This window comes from Methylovorus sp. MP688 (genome assembly GCF_000183115.1).
GTDB lineage: Bacteria > Pseudomonadota > Gammaproteobacteria > Burkholderiales > Methylophilaceae > Methylovorus > Methylovorus glucosotrophus.
On sequence record NC_014733.1, the window covers coordinates 1,602,952 to 1,621,198 of the forward strand.

At 54.9% G+C, this 18,247-nt stretch carries 19 protein-coding genes; 7 read left to right on the plus strand and 12 right to left on the minus strand.

Annotated elements, in window-relative coordinates; translation table 11 throughout:
- Positions 1 to 17: 17 nt before the first annotated feature.
- A complete protein-coding gene (locus MPQ_RS07675; RefSeq protein ID WP_041362178.1) occupies positions 18 to 716 on the plus strand; it encodes a HisA/HisF-related TIM barrel protein in 699 nt (232 codons plus the stop codon).
- A 71-nt stretch (positions 717 to 787) separates the two neighbouring features.
- Here the strand turns inward: MPQ_RS07675 and fae (MPQ_RS07680) are convergent, their stop codons facing one another.
- The 11 genes from fae (MPQ_RS07680) to MPQ_RS07730 all read right to left on the minus strand — a co-directional run bounded on the left by fae (MPQ_RS07680) (position 788) and on the right by MPQ_RS07730 (position 11,008).
- Entirely contained in the window at positions 788 to 1,369 is a 582-nt protein-coding gene (gene fae / locus MPQ_RS07680) for a formaldehyde-activating enzyme (protein ID WP_013442336.1), read from the minus strand.
- Positions 1,370 to 1,469: 100 nt separating this feature from the next.
- Positions 1,470 to 2,006, minus strand: coding sequence for a formaldehyde-activating enzyme (fae, locus tag MPQ_RS07685; protein WP_015830180.1), 537 nt, complete (start codon positions 2,004 to 2,006; stop codon positions 1,470 to 1,472).
- 264 nt (positions 2,007 to 2,270) lie between these two features.
- Positions 2,271 to 2,807, minus strand: coding sequence for a 6-phospho-3-hexuloisomerase (hxlB, locus tag MPQ_RS07690; protein WP_013442338.1), 537 nt, complete (start codon positions 2,805 to 2,807; stop codon positions 2,271 to 2,273).
- 121 nt (positions 2,808 to 2,928) lie between these two features.
- Positions 2,929 to 3,558, minus strand: coding sequence for a 3-hexulose-6-phosphate synthase (hxlA, locus tag MPQ_RS07695; protein WP_013442339.1), 630 nt, complete (start codon positions 3,556 to 3,558; stop codon positions 2,929 to 2,931).
- A 181-nt stretch (positions 3,559 to 3,739) separates the two neighbouring features.
- Positions 3,740 to 4,693 carry a transaldolase gene (tal, locus tag MPQ_RS07700; RefSeq protein WP_013442340.1) on the minus strand — a complete coding sequence of 318 codons (954 nt, stop codon included), beginning with the start codon at positions 4,691 to 4,693 and terminating at the stop codon, positions 3,740 to 3,742.
- Positions 4,694 to 5,047: 354 nt separating this feature from the next.
- Complete coding sequence (locus MPQ_RS07705) at positions 5,048 to 5,890, minus strand: triphosphoribosyl-dephospho-CoA synthase (protein ID WP_013442341.1); 843 nt, start codon at positions 5,888 to 5,890, stop codon at positions 5,048 to 5,050.
- Positions 5,891 to 6,811 carry a RimK family alpha-L-glutamate ligase gene (locus MPQ_RS07710; RefSeq protein WP_013442342.1) on the minus strand — a complete coding sequence of 307 codons (921 nt, stop codon included), beginning with the start codon at positions 6,809 to 6,811 and terminating at the stop codon, positions 5,891 to 5,893.
- 21 nt (positions 6,812 to 6,832) lie between these two features.
- On the minus strand, positions 6,833 to 7,816 hold the full coding sequence (mch, locus tag MPQ_RS07715; protein ID WP_013442343.1) for a methenyltetrahydromethanopterin cyclohydrolase: 984 nt from the start codon (positions 7,814 to 7,816) through the stop codon (positions 6,833 to 6,835).
- Positions 7,779 to 8,945: an ATP-grasp domain-containing protein gene (locus MPQ_RS07720; protein ID WP_013442344.1), complete on the minus strand. Its 1,167-nt coding sequence runs from the start codon at positions 8,943 to 8,945 to the stop codon at positions 7,779 to 7,781. The genes mch and MPQ_RS07720 overlap by 38 nt, the downstream gene beginning before the upstream one ends.
- Positions 8,946 to 8,972: 27 nt before the next feature.
- Complete coding sequence (locus tag MPQ_RS07725) at positions 8,973 to 9,884, minus strand: NAD(P)-dependent methylenetetrahydromethanopterin dehydrogenase (RefSeq protein ID WP_193373532.1); 912 nt, start codon at positions 9,882 to 9,884, stop codon at positions 8,973 to 8,975.
- A gap of 113 nt (positions 9,885 to 9,997) precedes the next feature.
- Complete coding sequence (locus MPQ_RS07730; RefSeq protein ID WP_013442346.1) at positions 9,998 to 11,008, minus strand: beta-ribofuranosylaminobenzene 5'-phosphate synthase family protein; 1,011 nt, start codon at positions 11,006 to 11,008, stop codon at positions 9,998 to 10,000.
- A 353-nt stretch (positions 11,009 to 11,361) separates the two neighbouring features.
- Here MPQ_RS07730 and MPQ_RS07735 point away from each other — a divergent pair, with 353 nt between their 5' ends.
- The 5 genes from MPQ_RS07735 (at position 11,362) to MPQ_RS07755 (ending at position 16,888) form a co-directional block, all read left to right on the plus strand.
- Positions 11,362 to 12,660 (plus strand): formylmethanofuran dehydrogenase subunit B, encoded by a 1,299-nt coding sequence (locus MPQ_RS07735; RefSeq protein ID WP_013442347.1) that lies wholly within the window; start codon positions 11,362 to 11,364, stop codon positions 12,658 to 12,660.
- Between the two features lie 26 nt (positions 12,661 to 12,686).
- On the plus strand, positions 12,687 to 14,366 hold the full coding sequence (locus MPQ_RS07740; RefSeq protein ID WP_013442348.1) for a formylmethanofuran dehydrogenase subunit A: 1,680 nt from the start codon (positions 12,687 to 12,689) through the stop codon (positions 14,364 to 14,366).
- A complete protein-coding gene (fhcD, locus tag MPQ_RS07745; protein WP_013442349.1) occupies positions 14,363 to 15,271 on the plus strand; it encodes a formylmethanofuran--tetrahydromethanopterin N-formyltransferase in 909 nt (302 codons plus the stop codon). The genes MPQ_RS07740 and fhcD overlap by 4 nt, the downstream gene beginning before the upstream one ends.
- Positions 15,268 to 16,074, plus strand: coding sequence for a formylmethanofuran dehydrogenase subunit C (locus MPQ_RS07750; protein ID WP_013442350.1), 807 nt, complete (start codon positions 15,268 to 15,270; stop codon positions 16,072 to 16,074). Before fhcD ends, MPQ_RS07750 begins: the two co-directional genes overlap by 4 nt.
- 145 nt (positions 16,075 to 16,219) lie before the next feature.
- Complete coding sequence (locus MPQ_RS07755; protein WP_013442352.1) at positions 16,220 to 16,888, plus strand: OmpA family protein; 669 nt, start codon at positions 16,220 to 16,222, stop codon at positions 16,886 to 16,888.
- Between the two features lie 60 nt (positions 16,889 to 16,948).
- Here the strand turns inward: MPQ_RS07755 and MPQ_RS07760 are convergent, their stop codons facing one another.
- Positions 16,949 to 17,515 carry a YigZ family protein gene (locus tag MPQ_RS07760; RefSeq protein ID WP_013442353.1) on the minus strand — a complete coding sequence of 189 codons (567 nt, stop codon included), beginning with the start codon at positions 17,513 to 17,515 and terminating at the stop codon, positions 16,949 to 16,951.
- Between the two features lie 103 nt (positions 17,516 to 17,618).
- Between MPQ_RS07760 and MPQ_RS07765 the strand changes: the two genes are divergently transcribed.
- Positions 17,619 to 18,239, plus strand: a complete 621-nt coding sequence (locus MPQ_RS07765) for a DUF4124 domain-containing protein (RefSeq protein ID WP_013442354.1) — start codon at positions 17,619 to 17,621, stop codon at positions 18,237 to 18,239.
- Positions 18,240 to 18,247 lie beyond the last annotated feature (8 nt).

Sequence of the window (18,247 nt, forward strand, 5' to 3'; positions counted from 1 at the left end):
CAGCGCGCCTCACCAACATGAACATCATCCCCGTTATTGATCTTCTTGAGCACCACGTCGTGCACGCAAAGCGTGGGGAGCGGCAGCATTACCGCCCCATTGAGTCCGGCCTGTGCGACAGTAGCCAGCCGCTTGCCATCACCCGGGCACTGCTTGAATTATATCCGTTTGATACGCTGTACATTGCCGATTTGAACGCGATTCAGGGCAAGCCCGCGCATGTGGATGAGATCGCACTTATCCGCCAGCATTATCCTCAATTGCGCATCTGGCTGGATGCTGGCTTCAAAAACACTCCCGATCTTCTGCCATGGTCTCAACTTGAAGTGACCCCTGTGATCGGCAGTGAAAGCTTACCGGATATTGGCGCCTATCAAGAATTGATAAACGAGGGCGTTGCCCATGTATTGTCGCTGGATTTTAGGGGGGATCGCTATCAGGGACCGGAAGGATTGCTTGATAATCCCCAGCTTTGGCCGCAGCAAGTGATTGGCATGACGCTTGCCAATGTTGGCAGTAATCAAGGGCCAGACCATGCTCGGTTGCAACAGCTCGTAGGCATGGCACAGCATGGCAAACTCTACGGTGCTGGCGGGGTCAGGGACATTAACGATTTACAGCGACTGCGCGAACAAGGCATCGCAGGTGCTCTGGTGGCAAGCGCCCTGCACTCGGGGCAAATCAGCAGCCAGGATATTGCACACATCAGCCTGTAACGAAACCATCAGGAAATCTGCACTTCTTAGATCTGGCTGAACCCTCCCGAACAGGATTATTCAGCTAAGTACTATTTGGCCTGAAATGGATGCCTGGATGCCTGGTAGTTTTTCAGCAGATAATCCACGCTGGGCTCACGCTTGATGGCCCCTTCCAGAGCCAATTTGGTAGCACGGTAATTCCACTCCTGGATTTTCCGGTCATCGTCTGCTTTGGCATCAATAAAGACACCTACGCAAATAAAGAGATTGTCCGCTTCATTTTCCGGGATAGTCCCTTCTGCGACGCAGTCCATCACCGCCATCGCCACTCCGCGTTGTGCCGGACCAAACATTTGAACAGCCTGTTTGCCATTCTTGATCGTCACCTTGTTATACATCACGGTAGCGGGTTGCGTGCGGACATTGGGCGCAACCACGGCCAGCAAGCCATTGATGCCACGTCGCTGGGTTGTCAGCGTACGTGTGAAAGCGCGCTCGGCGGCACTGCCTCGCGGTCCGATGATCAGCTCAATATGAGACACATTTTTGAGATCCATGTCTTCAATGACAAGAGCCTCGCCTACCAGCACGCGATCAATCACATGCGCAGATGACGCCTTGCCCTCGGGCTTCGTTGAAAACAATGTAAATAGACGATCCAGTATGGACATGATTAATCCTCTGTTTTTACTGGCAAAGAGAAGGCACAGAAGCTACAAGAGCAACTGTGCCTTAATGAAAAACGCCCCATTGTGTGGGGCGCTTTTGGACTTACTTAGCTTGGAAAGGATGGGCAGAAGCTTTGTAGTTCTTCAGCACATCAGCCACCTTAGGCTCGCGAGCGACAGCGCTCTTGATAGCTTGCTTGGTAGCTTGGTAGTTCCACTCTTGGATACGCTCATCGATATCAGCCTTGTGATCGATGAATACGCCAACGCAGATGAACACATCATCAGCTTCGTCTTGAGGAATGGTGCCGTCAGCAACGCAGTCCATTACGGCCATGGAAACGCCGCGTTGAGCTGGGCCAAACATTTGAACAGCTTGCTTGCCGTTCTTGATGGTCACTTTGTTGAACATCACGGTAGCTGGCTTGGTCATCATGTTAGGAGCCACAACAGCCAGCAAACCATTTACACCTTCTTTTTGGTCGGTCAGGGTACGGCAGAAAGCGTCTTCTGCAGCGCTACCACGTGGCCCGATGATCAAGTCGATGTGGGCAACATTCAAGAGGTCGAGTCCGCTACCGTCAGGACGGTTGTCAATCACAAGAGCTTCACCCACTAGAACACGATCAATAACAGCCATTTCATTCTCCAAATAAAAGTTTCCGCAGAAACAAAAATAGCATCGCTTGGTTAGCGGTGCCATACCTAGCCTACCGTCTGTTTAACGTCAAGCCATCAAAATTTTGCGCTAATTATACACAAAAGCGCGGCCGGATGCAGGCTAATTGAAGGCTTCCAATATATTCATCGCCACCATAAAAAAACCGCAGTTGCCTTTGTTAACGGCACACTGCGGTTTTTCTTTATCTCCGGCATGAAAAATACATGCCGAAGGCTTGCACGATTACTCCAGGTTAGCGTGGATAGCGCGCATACCTTCTTCTGTCAGGCCCTTGGCATGGATCAGCTCAGAGATAACGCCTTCCAGGAAAATCAGAGTGGACAGCTCGAACTGGGAGCCCATTGGCATACCCTTGGTCAGTGGGAAACTGTCATCCTGACCAATCTGGATAACCAGATCAGCGGCATCGGCCATAGGCGATGTTTTCTTCATGGAGATAACAACCAGCTTGGCACCCAGCGACTTGGCTTTCTTCACGAAAGGCAACAGAGTTTCAGTGCCACCAGAGCCCGAAACCAGAATCAGAAGATCGCCAGACTTGATGGCGGGGGTAACAACCTCACCCACCATGCTGACATTGTAGCCAGCGTGTACAAGGCGCATCGCGAAGAAACGCGAAACCAGCAAAGAGCGGCCAGCGCCACCGATAAACGTACGGCCAGCAGCTTCAACCAGCTTCAAGAGTTCAGCACCCTTGGTCTTGTCGGTCACATTGAGAATGCCGGACAGCTTGTCCAGAATAAATTGTTGATGATCCATTTGAATGTCCTTAATGACGGTAAGCGTTGATGTTCAAAAAAAATCCCGACACATTGCTGAGTCGGGATTTTTCATCACTACATTAAATTCCTAGATGGGTTTAATCCCTGGAATTTGATGCTTAGTGAGCCAGCGAAGTGATTTCAGCAGCAGAAGCAGCAGGATCAGCAGCACCGTAGATAGCAGCGCCAGCAACGATGATGGTAGCACCAGCGTCTTTAACTTGCTTAACGGTTGCAGCCTTAACGCCACCAGCAACAGAGATCTTAACGCCCAGGTTCAGACCAGCTACCAGAGCCAGGTCAGCAAATGGGGTTTGACCAGCAGCTTGTTGGTCCAGACCAGTGTGTACGCCGATGATGTGCGCGCCCAGCTTAGCAGCTTCTTGAGTGCGAGCAGCTTTGTCAGCAACGTTGATCAGGTCGATTTGAGCTTCTTTGCCGTACTTGTTAGCAGCGTCAATTACACCCTTGATAGTGCCCAGGTCAGCAGTACCCAGAACGGTGCAGATGTCAGCGCCAGCTTTGTAGAAAGGCTCAGCTTCGTAGAAGCCAGCGTCCATGGTCTTCAGGTCAACCAGGATCTTGTTGTTTGGGAACTTGGCGCGTAGAGTTTCCAGCAGCTTGATACCGTTGTGCTTGATGCATGGGGTACCGATTTCCAGGATGTCCACGTGTGGAGCAACAGTGGTAGCCAGAGCTACGGTTGCGTCAAAATCCAGTGAGTCTAATGCCATTTGAGTTAATGCCACGATGTACTTCCTCCAGTTGGTTTAAAAAATTAAGTGCTTAGTTTTTAGAAAAACTATCTTAAGTTGGAATCAAAGTTGATGTCAACGTTAAGCTAGGTAAATCCAATAGCACTTATGTACTACTTGAATAAAGTGAATAGCGCTAATAAATTGATTATTAGCGCTATTCAAGTCAGCAATATTACAGCTTTTCAGCCAGTGCCTTTTCCAGCTTGTTTTGGTCTACCACGAAACCACGGATACCTTCAGCCAGCTTTTCAGTGGCCATAGGGTCTTCGTTCAGAGCGAAACGGAACTCTTCTTCGGTCATCTTGGCTGGTGGGGTGGACTTGGCACCGGTGTCGCTCAGAACGCGAGTCAGGGTACCTTCAGTCGCTGCCAGATCTTGCAGCAGGTTAGGCGAAACGGTCAAACGGTCGCAACCAGCCAGAGCAATCAGCTCGCCAGTGTTACGGAACGAAGCGCCCATCACAACGGTTTTGTAACCGTGTTCTTTGTAGTAAGCGTAGATCGCACGTACGGACACAACGCCTGGGTCAGTTTCCTGAGTGTATTCAGTGCCTGGGTTCTTGGCTTTGTACCAGTCAAGGATACGGCCAACGAATGGAGAAATCAGGAATACGCCAGCTTCTGCGCAGGCACGGGCTTGACCGAAACCGAACAGCAGGGTCAGGTTACAGTTGATGCCTTCTTTTTCCAGGATTTCACCAGCCTTGATACCTTCCCAGGTAGATGCCAGCTTGATCAGAACGCGATCCTTGCCTACACCAGCTTCTTCATACAGCTTCATCAGCTTGCGGCCCTTGGCCACCATCTTGTCGATGTTGAAGGACAGGCGTGCATCCACTTCAGTGGAGATACGGCCAGGAACAACCTTGGAAATTTCAATACCGATCAGCACAGCCAGTTTGTCGGCTGCGTTTTCAATTTGTGCTTCCTTGCTGCCACCTTGTGCTTTTGCGTAAGCAATTGCATCGTCAATCAGGTGGGCGTATTGAGGCAAAGTACTTGCCTTGAGCAGCAGGGATGGGTTGGTCGTGGCATCAACAGGCTTAACACTCTTGATCGCTTCAACGTCGCCGGTGTCAGCAACGATAGTGGTCATCTCTTTCAACTGCTCTAACAAATTAGCCATACTGCTCCTCCTTTAAATGAATTCAATAATGCAAACCAAACAATACAACTTAACAATTCGCGCCCTGTACGCCAGCTGTGCTGGCATGTATCAGGAACATCAGAAAAATATAATGCCACCGGCGATAATTGCCGCGGCATTGAGTTCAGTGGCTATTCAGGTGCAGAAACGACGGGGTTTGTCGTGTCCGTCGGTATTCGTGAGTGAATACAGGGCTTGTAGCCCATGGCACGGACATGCCTGACACAGCACGAGCCAGCGAAACAAGCATCCAGCCGACCCATGCGTTAATTACCCAAGTATAACCGAATTCTGGCAATTACTACATATAAGTTCTGCTCCCCAGAGCCAGGCTCAAGACGTGAATAATGCAGCTGCCAGCACGGTAGCCACGGTAAGGTCGGCGGTGGTTCCCGGATTGAGTTTTGCCGTTTTCAATTCCTGATCAAAGGTCATGAGGGAACGCTGGCAGGTTTTGGGGTTATCGCTCGCCATCAGGTTTTGCTCATGCACCAGCGCTTGCTGCATGACGCGCTCGGCGGCGGCCAAGCCATACTTTCTTGCAATGTGACTGTCAGGATAACGGGAGAGAAATCCCAGGTAAACGGCGCTTACCGCCCAGGCCTCTCGTTGCCATTGCGCCATGGCCGCATGGTAACGGCCAAGCCCGAACTGCAAGATTTCCTGATATCCATTGGCATATTGGCGAGCCACCAGATCGTAAGATTGCGCCTGCTCCATGGCCTGTAGCAATGTCACGGCTGGTGCTTCATGTACATCATGCTGGTCGCTGCTCCCCAACCCTGCTGGCGACGCCTGCAAGATGGCCGCATAGGCAAGTCTTGCATCGTCCACGGTCAAGCTCTGCAAGGTATGACTCAAGGCATGCGCGCTCAAAGGCAGACCTGCTTCCAACGAGGCTTGAATCATGGGCGCAGCGAGAAGAACAATGCCAAGATTGGTATTGCAGTTAACGGCGGACCAGGTGGCTTGAATCGCCTGCTGTATGCGTTGCCCCACGGTCAGTCCAGGCTCGCACAAGGGCTGGGCGGAGGCTTCAGCACTGGCAATGAAGTCCTGCACGACCATGCCATGCCCATCCGCAAAAATATGTACATTGCCTGGCTTCAGCGCGCTTAACTCCGCCAGGCAGGCCTCTTTATACAGGCCTGCCAACTCACTCGCTGAGATAGTCATTCAGGAACTTGCCAGACTCAATTGAGGCTCGGTTGCCAGTTTTGCCAGCAAATCATCCACCAGCGCTTCGGCTACATCCAATTCAACCACCCCTTGCAAGCCCTTCCAGGCCGGGATGCTGTTCACTTCCAGTACGAAGAGCTTGCCATGACGATCACGGATAATATCGACCCCACAGTAATCAATATCGACTGCGCGGGCTGCAGCCTCGGCAAGTTCGGCGATTTCACCGGTGTGCGGCAGCACTTCACAGCGACCGCCCTGAGCCACATTATTTACCCAGCTGGCGCCATGCCGCACCATCGCCCCGATGGCCTTGCCATTGATGACAAATACGCGGTGATCGTGCCAGCGCCCTTCCCCGCTATCAATGTAGCGTTGCAAATAATAAAGACCGTCGACGTGTTCATCCATAGGCACCGGGAGCGCCGAGCCGGGGACCAGTTTGCGCACCCCCATGCCCTGGGAGCCAAACAGTGGCTTGATCACCAGATGATGACCTGCCGCAAGCTCACGGTTGATGATGTCATGCGCCTGCGCCCGAGACTCGCACACCCAGGTCGCCGGGGTGGCCACCTGATGCCGGTGTAGCAGAAAACTGGTCATGGCTTTGTCTACCGTGCGCTCGACAGCACGACCATCGTTGTAGACGCGCACACCTAGCATTTGCAAGGCATGCAACACATCCAGCCGCACGATAACCTGCTGTAGCGTACCACCCGGCACGCCACGCACAAATGCACACTCGGGCAAGCGATCAAAGCCTGGAATCACCACGCCGGCATGGCCCTGGGTGATATCCAGACGGCAATCTTTCAATGAAACAAACACGGCCTCCAGACCGCGCGCGGCAAACGCTTCACGCAAGCGTTTGCCATGCCAGCCCGGATCATCGGTAAATACCGGGATGCGCGGATTCAAAAGTAACACCCGTAAATACGATTAAGCAGGATAGCCGAATGACTGATCGAGCAAGGCTTGATCCAGTTTGCCACCGACAAAGCTCTTGCCGGAATCGACAGCAGTTACCGTGACGGCAGCCGGGCTGAACAGCATAGGATCAATCTTGTAGAAATCCATGTTCACGCTCTTGAACACTTCGGCAAACGGACGGCCGTAATCGCGTGAAGAACTGCTTGGCAGATCTTGTGCAAGCTTGGCTGCGGCTTCATCGCTGCCCTTGACGAAGATATGGGCATGGCCGCCAAACAGAATGGCATCGTTGGTGCGGCCCATGCCGATGAGGAAATCAGGGGCTGGTGGCGGCACTGGCGCACTCGCCATGCCATCCACGACATGATCCAGCGGGAAATGCAGGGTATGAATCTTGTGCATGGCGACTTCCAGCACACGGGCAACGATTTGCACGGTACCGGCCAGGCTACGGGTAGGCGTCAGGATAAAGGTCAGCTTGTCTGCAGCAACCCCGGTATCGCGGGCAACCTTTTCAATCACTTCTGTTGGTGGGGCCTTGTCGCTCTCCAACACCAGACATGCGGAGTCAAACTTGTCCTGATAGCCAAGCTCTTTGTAAAGCTCTTCACGGCCGGCCAATGCACGGCCTGGGCCGGAACCGAGTGAGAAGAACTTTTCGTGGGAGAGGCTCCAACCAGCGTACTGGCTACCCAGGCAGGACAGGATAGGGTTGTTGGAATGCACGGACAGCATCCAGGGCCAATGGGCAAACGTGGCTGAGTTATGCAGGCTGACGTGGCCCAGGCCGCCCATACAGATTTCGGCAATCAGGCGACCAGCTTCCAGACCACCTGGCGACTTGATGCCAGCATCGACAATGGTTGCGCCTGTCGCATGCTTCTCAACGCCGACACGCAGCGCATCGGCGTTATCCAGAATGTATTGCACCAGAGGCGCGGTGAGTTTGTTAACGCTAGGCCAACGACTGACATCCAAAGCTGCTTGACTCATGTGATTCTCCTGATGGTTCGATATTATTTAATGCTTCATTCAATGCTTGCGCGCGCTGACGCGCCAGATGTTCTGCTTCCCCGTCATTCCCTGCTGTTGCCACGATGGTGCAAAGCGGCATGTGCTGCTGAATGCGTGTGCCCGCAGGCGGCCGGTCAACCACCCACGAAGGCCATGCAAAGCCAGCCGGCACCTCAACGTCAATGGGGGAATAACATACCAGATTCGCCCTCACCTGTCCCACCCCAGATGGCGCCGCAGCAGGAATATTCACTTGAGGCTCCCCCAGGCATGTCGCCACATGCGCTCGCAACCACTGGGCCTGATGCTCATACAGCGCCAGACTCGCACTCAAGCGCGGGTTTATTTCCAGCACAAAAATCGCATCCTCCACCATGATCGCATCCAGGCTATTGAGCCCTCTCAAACCATAATGGCTGGTCAATCTACTCGCCGCCTGTACAAGCGCATCCTGCACACCGGGCGCCAGTGCCAAAGGCCCGACCAGCCCGGCATAGCGGTACGGCAAGTTGCCATGCGGACACACCAGCTGACGCTGAAAACCGACTATATGTACTTGGTCATCATGCGCCAGAAAGAGCAGCGAGACTGGCTGACCCGCGATCTTGCGCTGAAAATAGACATCCACTTCAGGTTCGGGCATGCCAGCAGCGACAGGCGTGACATGCATGCCACCGGCATGCCCTGCCCGCTTGCATAACCATGCATCCAGCGTCTCATCGATAAGTGACTCAAGCGCAAACCGGGTATCAGGGACAGGAATATCGAGGGCAAGACAGCTGGCGTAAAAATCCCCGGGAGACTTGCAGCGTGAAATAGTGGATGAGGTATTCCCCAGTATGGCGATATGCGGGGAAAACAGGTCGAGCAAGGATGGATTGGTTTCAAAGCCACTGCCGTACAACAGATACGGAATCTGATGCAAAGACAGCGCCGGGATCAAGGTATGGCGTATCGCATCCTCGGTAAACCCGCCATCGCGATAGGGCAACACCAGCAAGGCGGCACTGGCTGCTCGCGTGTCCTCATCACCAAAAACATCGGCAGCGAGTACGTGATACCCCGCTGCCGATGCTGCTGCGACATAAGGGCGGGCAATCGCCGCCACTATGGCAATCTGGTGTTTCAGAGCTACCTATACGAGATCTTTACGCGCCAGTTCAAAGGCGGTAATGAAATCGATGTACACATGGCTCTGACCTTCCAGCATTTTCTTGAACAGACGTTGCTGGGTTTGATATTTGATATTACCGATCGCCAGGGCACCGATACCGTAGATTTCTGTACCTTCGATCAGCACGCCGTCGGCCATGACGCCCACGCCTTCAGCACCGGTAGGTGGAACGGCGTTCACATCCGCTACGACTTTCAGCGTCTTGGAAGTCTTCATCTGCTCGATGGTCAGCACGCGCACGCCAGCAGCGGCACAGCACAGAGCAACATCGCTGGTAGCCAGAATCTTGGTCTTCAGCTCATCGGTGCTGCCATCCACGCACTGGATATTGGTACCGTAACGCTTGTTATAGGCTTCGGCTTTTTCCACCACATCGGACAGCGCGCGGTGGGCGACCATTTCAACAGTTGCACCGTACTTGGACGCAATCACGGCGGTACAACCACCCACTGGGCCGGTTGCGCCGAAAATGCTGACCTTGCGGCCTTGCAGCGTACCGCCGTAATACTTGGTCAGCAGCTGCTCAACGCGTGCCATCATGGCAGCGGAGGTCGTAAATGCGCCGGAAGGATCGGCAAATACGGAAATTTCGAATGGTGGCACCATGGACTTCTTGGCTGTTTCCAGCATATCCATGGCCAGATCAACATCACGGCCACCGATCAGCATGCCGGTGCGCCATACGCCACGAGGGCCACGCGAGAAAATGGCATCCTGCACGAGGCCGGTCACTTCACTCAGTTGTACATTGGTATATTGCGCGATGGCATCGTAACCAGCGTCATACGCCATATTGACGTCAAACGGGCTGGCATTTTTAGCTGGTGTAATAAAATGTAATACGTACGGCTTTTCCACTTTGGTCCCTTCCATGTCGCTTGCCCTCGCAAAGGTGGTTCTGTTTTTAAATTTCAGGCTGTTCCCAGCCCGCTCACTGCTTAACTACTTGAAACTGCACTACTCGCATAAAAATTCATTAATTGTTTTTAGGCCAGGAGTTCCTGAACTACGCTTATTTCAGCGCCAGCATTGCCGCCCTTGCACAGCAGGAATTCAATGCCTTGCTCATCAGTATATCGGGATTGTAACGCTTCCAGCATACGCTCCGCATCTTCAACATCGGCAAAAACTGCAAAACCTGTAGGCCCCCAGGAACTTTGTCCCAGACATGGCGCACCCTGCCCCGCCAGAAAATCCAGTATTTCCGCCACTCTGGGGCTGGCATAACGGCCACCCTGGGCTGGCGCAAAATGATCCCCGGTACGCTCCTGCAGCTCACGTATGGCGCGGCCAAAGGCAGACAAATCATGCTCGGCCAGGGCTGGCAAGGCCTGCATCAGCACGTAGCGGCAAAGTTCGGCCGCACTCTGCGCCGGAAATTGAGGCAGCTCGCGGAATGCGTCGACTTCCTGGCTGCCATGCACACCGGTACGGCCATGATCAAATATCAACAGAATGCGCCATTGATCAGGAAAGTCCGCATGGGCAATCACTGGCGGCACATCGGTCTCGCTGCTACGGCCACCATCCACGATCACGCCGCCTGTGGCAAATGTACCAAGACCAATACCCGAACGGGCCCCACGCGCCGTGAGGATAGCAATATCGCGCAAACTGAGATTGAGGCCATAGAGTCGGCTGATGGCAGTACCTACCGCGAGAGACATTTGAGTCCCGGACCCAAGCCCGGCATGTTCAGGAATAGCTTCCGAAAGGACAATGTGCACACCGGCCTGCAGATTGAGGGCATCGGCGATACGCTGTGCGGTTTTCAATGCCCGCTTGGCACCGGGCCCCTCTGCCGTGATAGTGGTAGCGGGATAAGCCGCCAGAGCTGTGCATGGCTTATCCAGCGAGACGCCCAGACTGCCAAAGCGACGACCCAGGTCCCCATTCAGATCAAAAAACCCCATGTGCAATCTGGCAGAGGTTTTTACATGCACACTGGCAAGACCAGAGGGCGTGTTGACTGAGGGATGGGTATAACCGCTAGACATCGTTGATCGCTTGTTGGGGGCTGCAAAAGCGGCTTATTGTAGCCCAGCATGGCCGTTTTTTATATCCCGAAAAAGACAATCTCTACCACCCTGCGAGACCACATGATGGTGTAGATGAGAATTAATCCCGATCAGGCAGCCAAAGCACGCGCAATCCCAAGCAAACTCAATCTTGACGCTGGCTTTTGTTAAGCTGCATAATCCTTGCAGTTAGCAGGGTCAAGGCCGCTTAAGGCCGTGATTCAGCCGAGATTCAATAGATGCGCAGCCGTTACTCCCGAGCGCACACTAAAAAATAACAGGGAAATCATCATTAGGGCACTCCGGTACCCGCTTACACGATAAGGTTTCGCATGGAGCATCTCTCTCAAGCAATCGATCTATCCAGCCCCGGTACCATTGAAGCCGTCACCTGTCCCGCCTGCGGCCTGCTCTGCGACGATCTCAGCGTGGAACGACATGCAGATGGTGCACTGAAAGTCATCAAAAACCCATGTGCCAAGGGCGTCAAGTTCTTCCAGTACACCCCAAAAACAACCCAGCCCCGCATTGCGGGCAAGCCGAGCGACCTGCAAGCCGCCATTGCCAAAGCCACCGAAATCCTGGGTGGGGCCAAGCATCCACTGCTGAGTGGTCTGGGCACGGACATTCAGGGCATGCGTGCCGTGATGAATCTGGCCGAGAAATCAGGCGCGACCATAGACCATATGAATGGCAAAAGCTCGATGCGCAATCTGCTGGTGATGCAGAACTCCGGCTGGCAGATCACCACGCTGACCGAAGTGAAAAACCGGGTAGACCTGCTGCTCGTGGTCGGCACCGATATCGTCAGCTATTTCTCGCGCTTTTTTGAACGCAACATCTGGAATCCGGAAACCATGTTTGGCCAGGACACCTCCAGCCGCGAAGTGGTTTATCTCGGTGGTCGCGACCTCGATACCAGCCATGGCGTATCGCCCAAAGGCGTACAGCCCACGGTACTGCCCTGTGATGTAGCGCAATTACCCGAAGTGCTGGGCGTGCTGCGCGCCATTCTGCTGGGCAAAAAAGTCATCGCCACCGAAGTGGCCGGCATACAGGTAGCCGACCTTGCCAAGCTGGCCGAGCGCCTGCAGGCCGCCAAATACAGCGTGGTCGCCTGGACCACCAGCGCCCTCGACTTCCCGCATGCCGAACTGGCTATCCAGAACATCGTCGGCATAGTCGACAAACTGAATGCCACGACCCGCTCATCCGGTCTGCCACTGAGTGGCAGCGAAGGCGATGTCGGCGCATACAACACCAGCTCCTGGATCAGCGGCTACCCATTCCGCATGTCTTATCGCAATGACTACCCGGATTACGAACCACATCACTATGCTACTGACCGCCTGCTGGCAGAAGGTCAGGTAGATGCCATGGTATGGATCAGCAGCTTTAATCCGGCACGCCTGCCACCTGCAAGCAAGATTCCCAATATCGTGATCGGCCATCCCAATCTGGAGCTTGAAACCGAGCCGGATGTCTTTATTCCGGTCGCGGTACCCGGCATTGAAACCAAAGGCATTCAATTCCGCAGCGACAGCTCGGTGGCACTGCCACTCAAACAATTGCGTGCGACCGACTTGCCCACCCTGGGCGACGTTCTCTCCGCTATCGAAGCCGGCCTCTAGGCCGCATCTGACTTAAGGAATACGCTATGTTGATTAAACTTACCGGAGGCACGGTCTACGACCCCGCACATCAGATTGATGGCAAGGTCATGGACATTTATGTGCGTGACGGCCGCATTGTGGAACGCCCAAGAGATGGCGAACCCGTGAGTCAGGAATACGATTTGCGCGGCAAGGTGGTCATGGCAGGCGCCATTGACATGCATACGCACATCGGCGGCGGCAAGGTGAATATCGCCCGCACCATGTTGCCCGAAGATCACCGTATTGACCCCACCGTGCATACCGAATTCTGCCGCTCAGGCTGTGGCCATGCGGCACCTTCCACCCTGACCACCGGCTATCGTTATGCCGAAATGGGCTACACCGCCGGTTTCGAGCCCGCCCTGCTACCAGTCAATGCACGTCAGTCCCACCTTGAAATGTGTGACACGCCCATCATCGACAAGGGCGGCTACGCCATGATAGGCAGTGATGACTTCTTCCTGCGAATGCTGGCGGCCAAACAGGATCAGAATGCCATCAACGATTACGTGGCGTGGATCATGCACGCCAGCCAGGCGATTGGCATCAAGGTCGTGAATCCCGGCGGCATCAGCGCCTTCAAGTTCAATCAGCGTGCGCTGGATCTGGATGAGCAGCATGCCCACTATCAGATCTCCCCGCGTGAAGTGCTGAAGGCACTGAGCCGCGCCGTGCATGAGCTGGGCGTGCCTCACCCACTGCATGTGCATGGCAACAACCTGGGCGTACCGGGCAACGTCGAAACCACGCTCAAGACCATGGGCGCAGTAGAAGGCTTCCCGGTGCACCTTACGCACATCCAGTTCCACAGCTACGGCACCGAAGGCGATCGCAAGTTTTCGTCCGGCGCGGCCGCGATTGCTGAAGCACTGAACAAGCACAAGAATGTCTCTGCTGACGTCGGCCAGATTCTGTTTGGTCAGACCGTCACCGCCTCTGGCGACAATATGCGCCAGTTTGCCAATGCCAGCCATGCCAGCCCCAAGAAGTCGGTGATCATGGACATCGAGTGCGATGCAGGCTGCGGGGTAGTGCCATTCAAATACAAGGATCAGAACTTCGTGAATGCCCTGCAATGGGCAATCGGCCTGGAAATTTTCCTGCTGACCGAAGATCCATGGCGCATTTTCCTGACGACCGACCACCCGAATGGCGCGCCGTTTACCAGCTATCCACATTTGATCAAGCTGCTGATGGACAAGAGCTTCCGCAATGACATGTTCACCAAGCTGAACCTGGATGCGCAGGCCATGAGCACCCTGAACAGCATTGAGCGCGAATACAGCCTGTATGAAATCGCCATCATGACCCGTGCCGGCGCTGCGCGCCTGGTCGGCCTGCATGATCGCGGCCATCTGGGCGTGGGTGCCGGTGCCGACATTACCGTCTACACCGACAACCCCGACCGCGAAGCCATGTTTGCCAAGCCAGACTATGTGTTCAAGGATGGCGAACTGGTGGTGCGCAATGGTGAAGTAGTCAAGGTCACCTGGGGCAGCACGCACACAGTGAAGCCGGAATTTGATCGTGCCGGTATCGAAAAAGACCTGAAAAAGTATTTCGACACTTACCACACCATGAATATGGAACACTTCAAAGTGTCGGCCGATGAAATCAGCGAAGGCGGCCATAGTCGTGTCATCGTTCAGGAATGCAAGGGCAGACGGGAGAAAACTGCATGATTATCAATGGAGTATCGATAGACGATACCTTTGCCGAAGCCTTCGGCATGCGCGGCACTCGCGTCATCATCACCGCCCAGAATCTGAAATGGGCATACAACGCCGCGCAAGCCATGACCGGTTTTGCCACCTCGGTGATTGCATGTGGCGTGGAAGCCGGCATTGAGCGCGAGCTGACACCGGAAGAAACGCCGGATGGCCGCCCAGGCGTCTCCGTCCTGATGTTTGCCATGGGGAGCGCCGTGCTGATGAAGCAGCTGGAAACCCGCATGGGGCAATGTGTACTGACCTGCCCCACGGCGGCGGCATTCTCCGGCCTGGAAGGCGGCGACCGCATCAATCTCGGCAAAAACCTGCGCTTCTTTGGCGATGGCTTCCAGACCTCCAAGGTCTTTGGCGGCAAACGCTACTGGCGCGTGCCAGTGATGGATGGTGAATTCATGACCGAAGAAACCACCGGCATGGTACGTGCCGTGGGCGGTGGCAACTTCCTGATTCTGGCCGAATCGCAACCACAGGCCCTGGCCGCCTGTGAAGCGGCGATTGAAGCCATGAAAAAAATCCCGAACGTCATCATGCCTTTCCCTGGTGGCGTGGTGCGCTCAGGCTCCAAGGTCGGTTCCAAGTACAAGACGCTGATTGCCTCCACCAACGACGCTTTCTGCCCGACGCTGAAAGGCATTACCAAGACCGAGCTTTCACCGGAAATCGAGTCGGTGATGGAAATCGTGATTGACGGCCTGACCGCCGACGACATCAACAAGGCTATGAAGGTAGGGATCGCCGCAGCCTGTGAGCTGGGTGCCGCCAATGGCATCAAGCGCATTTCTGCCGGTAATTACGGTGGCAAGCTGGGGCCATTCCTCTTCAAACTACGCGAAATCATGAGCGGAGACTACGCATGAGCGCTCTTACCTTTACCCTGAAAACGGCCCCGCAACAACGCGTCGACCTGAGCGCGCTGACGCCGGATGCGCTGGCTGGCAAATCGCTGGCAGACATCGCCGCGATCGAACTGCCCAGCGGCCATGAGCAACCCCGTGTTGACGCCCTGTTTGATATTTCCGGTGACGATGCCACCGATATCGTCATTAAAAATGCCACCGACCGCCTGGACTACATCGGGCATGGCATGCGTAGCGGTCGCATTACCGTGCACGGCAATGTCGGCTCCTATCTGGCGTTCAAGCTGCGCAAGGGCGAGATCGTCTTGCATGGCAATGCGGGCGACTTTGCTGCCAGCGGCATGGCGGGTGGCTTGTTGCATGTGCATGGCAATGTTGGCGACTTCCTGGCCTCGGCCATTATCGGCGAGCGCCGTGGCATGAAAGGCGGCACCGTCATCATTACCGGCAATGCGGGTGAGCGCGCAGGCGACCAGATGCGCCGCGGCCTGGTGCTGATCGAAGGCAATGTCGGCAGCTACTGCGCGTCGCGCATGATCGCGGGCACCATCGGCGTCATGGGCAGCACTGGCGAGTATCTGGCTTATGGCATGCGTCGCGGCACAGTGCTGCTCAACAATGCGCCCAAACTGCATGCCACCATTCAGGATTGCGGTTCGCATACCCTGCCCTTCCTGAGCCTGATGTTCAAATCCTTCCGTGACCTGCCCACCAAGTTCGCCGCCGTTAATCGCAACCGTGTGCAACGTTACGCGGGCGATATTGCCAATGACGGCAAAGGTGAGATCCTCGTCTTCAAATAACACTGACAGACCCTAAAACCCGACACAGCTTGCTGATGTCGGGTTTTTTATTGCCGGCACCCGCTTTTAATTTATCCACTCCGGCAGAACTTCGCTCAAGCTCATCTGCCCAATACATATCCTTAACCCGAGAAAGAACAACACCATGAAGTCTCCCCTGATTACCTCCTCTCTATTGCTGGCATTAACGATGTCCGGCTGTGCCAACATGACCGAAACCCAGAAAGGCACAGCAAAAGGCGCAGGCATAGGAGCCGGAGTCGGGGCGGTGGTGGGTGCACTGGCAGGCGGTAGCAAAGGAGCTGCCATTGGTGCGGCCGTAGGCGCAGGTGCAGGTGCGATTGGCGGCAATGTATGGTCACGCCGCATGGAAGAGCAGAAACAACAGATGGAGCAAGCCACAGCTGGGACGGGCGTACAAGTGAGCCAGACCGCCGATAATCGCCTGAAGCTGGATATCCCAAGCGATATTTCATTTGATAGCGGCAAGTCGGATATCAAGCCCAACTTCCGTCCAGTGCTGGATAGTTTTGCCCAGAGTCTGGTCGCCAACCCTGCTACCAAGGTGACGATTGTCGGCCATACCGACAATACAGGCACGGATGCGGTGAATAACCCTCTGTCACTCAACCGCGCTAACCATGCACGCGATTACCTGGTGACGCGGGGCGTGGCCTCGAGCCGTTTCACCACAGAAGGCCGTGGTTCACATGAGCCGCTGGTAGAAAACAACAGCGATGCCAATCGGGCCAAGAATCGCCGTGTAGAAATTTTTGTTGCCGAGCCGCAAGCCGCCGCAACGACCCCACAATAACTCAGCAATCGCGCATTGCCAGGCGGTCTACACCCCTGGCAATGTCTTGTCGCAGCATAATCAGGGCGTGCCGTAACGCCCGATCAGCCAATCCTCTTCCGACAATGGCAGCGAAATCTCAAGCTGCACATATTCACCAAACTGTTTGTCCCGCACCTCGCCATGCCGTTGCTGCAACTCCCGTACAAACTGATCCAGCTTGTTGTAGCTGAGCTGCAGGCGATACTGTCGCATTTCGACATAGGGCCCGGTACGCGCGGCTTCCAGCGCCATCTTGGCGGTGCCGCCATAAGCACGGGCCAGGCCACCAGTCCCCAGATTGATACCGCCGTAATACCGAATCACGCCCACGCAGACATTGATGAGATCGCGCCCTTCGAGGAACTGCAGAATAGGCTTGCCCGCCGTGCCTGAAGGCTCACCGGCATCGCTGAAGCGTTGCACAATGCCTTGCTCGGTTTTCAGGCGAAAGGCATACGCCAGATGGGAGGCGCCCTGATGCTGCGATGCCAGTTTGCGCAACGCAGCCGCAACGGCGCGCTCGTTTTCGCAATAATCGACTGCCGCAATGAAGCGCGATTTATTAATGGTCTGCTCGGCGTGGGCCGATGTTAAAATTCTTTGCAAATCAAAATGCCTGATCTAAAAATGAAGTGGCAGTGGCTGCCTGCGGGCGAATTATCGCACTCTGCGGCGGTCATAACAAAACCAAATGGGAAGAATCGTATTGATGAAAAATGCCGCATGCTTATTCAGCCTGGCTCTGCTGGCCATAGCGACGCCAGCCATGGCGCAGGTTTATAAATGCGAAACCAGTCAGGGCGTGGTGTATTCGGATACCCCCTGCGCTTCCAAAGCCGGGCAAACCAAGCTGGATATTCAAGCTGACCCGGCGCCTGCGCAAGAAGGTGCTGCCAGTACCGACAAGAATCGCTATGTGCAGCAACTGGACGATGCAGTAAAGGCAGCCCTGGCGGCTAACGATATCGCCAAGGCAGAACGGCTGGCGATTACGGCAGAGCAACGTGAACTGATCCGGCAAGCCAAATTGCGCAACACCGATAGCGGCAAGGCCCAAGTGGCTGACAAAAGCACATCCAGCGAATGTATCGCCGCGCGCAAAAGCCTGCAGGCGGCTTATGAAGCAAGCGATAGCGCGGCAGGAGACCCGGAAGTGCTGGATAAACAGATCAGCGCGGTAGAAGCCGCATGCGGCAGTTCAGATGTAGACCCCACTTATACGCAGCGCACACGCAATTTATACAGGCCGGGCTTCGGCTTCCCCTACACGCAGGGGAATACGCAACCTGGAGGCGCAACTGTCAGCCCTATGGGCGGCCGCGCCAACTAAGCCAACCA

What these genes read in the sequence shown, in the direction of transcription:
- MPQ_RS07725 (WP_193373532.1), bottom strand. Translation starts at nt 9,884, where the DNA reads ATGGAAGGGACCAAAGTGGAAAAGCCGTACGTATTACATTTTATTACA.
- MPQ_RS07750 (WP_013442350.1), top strand. Translation starts at nt 15,268, where the DNA reads ATGAGCGCTCTTACCTTTACCCTGAAAACGGCCCCGCAACAACGCGTC.
- MPQ_RS07740 (WP_013442348.1), top strand. Translation starts at nt 12,687, where the DNA reads ATGTTGATTAAACTTACCGGAGGCACGGTCTACGACCCCGCACATCAG.
- fhcD (WP_013442349.1), top strand. Translation starts at nt 14,363, where the DNA reads ATGATTATCAATGGAGTATCGATAGACGATACCTTTGCCGAAGCCTTC.
- MPQ_RS07675 (WP_041362178.1), top strand. Translation starts at nt 18, where the DNA reads ATGAACATCATCCCCGTTATTGATCTTCTTGAGCACCACGTCGTGCAC.
- hxlB (WP_013442338.1), bottom strand. Translation starts at nt 2,807, where the DNA reads ATGGATCATCAACAATTTATTCTGGACAAGCTGTCCGGCATTCTCAAT.
- fae (WP_015830180.1), bottom strand. Translation starts at nt 2,006, where the DNA reads ATGGCTGTTATTGATCGTGTTCTAGTGGGTGAAGCTCTTGTGATTGAC.
- tal (WP_013442340.1), bottom strand. Translation starts at nt 4,693, where the DNA reads ATGGCTAATTTGTTAGAGCAGTTGAAAGAGATGACCACTATCGTTGCT.
- MPQ_RS07735 (WP_013442347.1), top strand. Translation starts at nt 11,362, where the DNA reads ATGGAGCATCTCTCTCAAGCAATCGATCTATCCAGCCCCGGTACCATT.
- MPQ_RS07765 (WP_013442354.1), top strand. Translation starts at nt 17,619, where the DNA reads ATGAAAAATGCCGCATGCTTATTCAGCCTGGCTCTGCTGGCCATAGCG.
- MPQ_RS07705 (WP_013442341.1), bottom strand. Translation starts at nt 5,890, where the DNA reads ATGACTATCTCAGCGAGTGAGTTGGCAGGCCTGTATAAAGAGGCCTGC.
- MPQ_RS07730 (WP_013442346.1), bottom strand. Translation starts at nt 11,008, where the DNA reads ATGTCTAGCGGTTATACCCATCCCTCAGTCAACACGCCCTCTGGTCTT.
- MPQ_RS07755 (WP_013442352.1), top strand. Translation starts at nt 16,220, where the DNA reads ATGAAGTCTCCCCTGATTACCTCCTCTCTATTGCTGGCATTAACGATG.
- mch (WP_013442343.1), bottom strand. Translation starts at nt 7,816, where the DNA reads ATGAGTCAAGCAGCTTTGGATGTCAGTCGTTGGCCTAGCGTTAACAAA.
- fae (WP_013442336.1), bottom strand. Translation starts at nt 1,369, where the DNA reads ATGTCCATACTGGATCGTCTATTTACATTGTTTTCAACGAAGCCCGAG.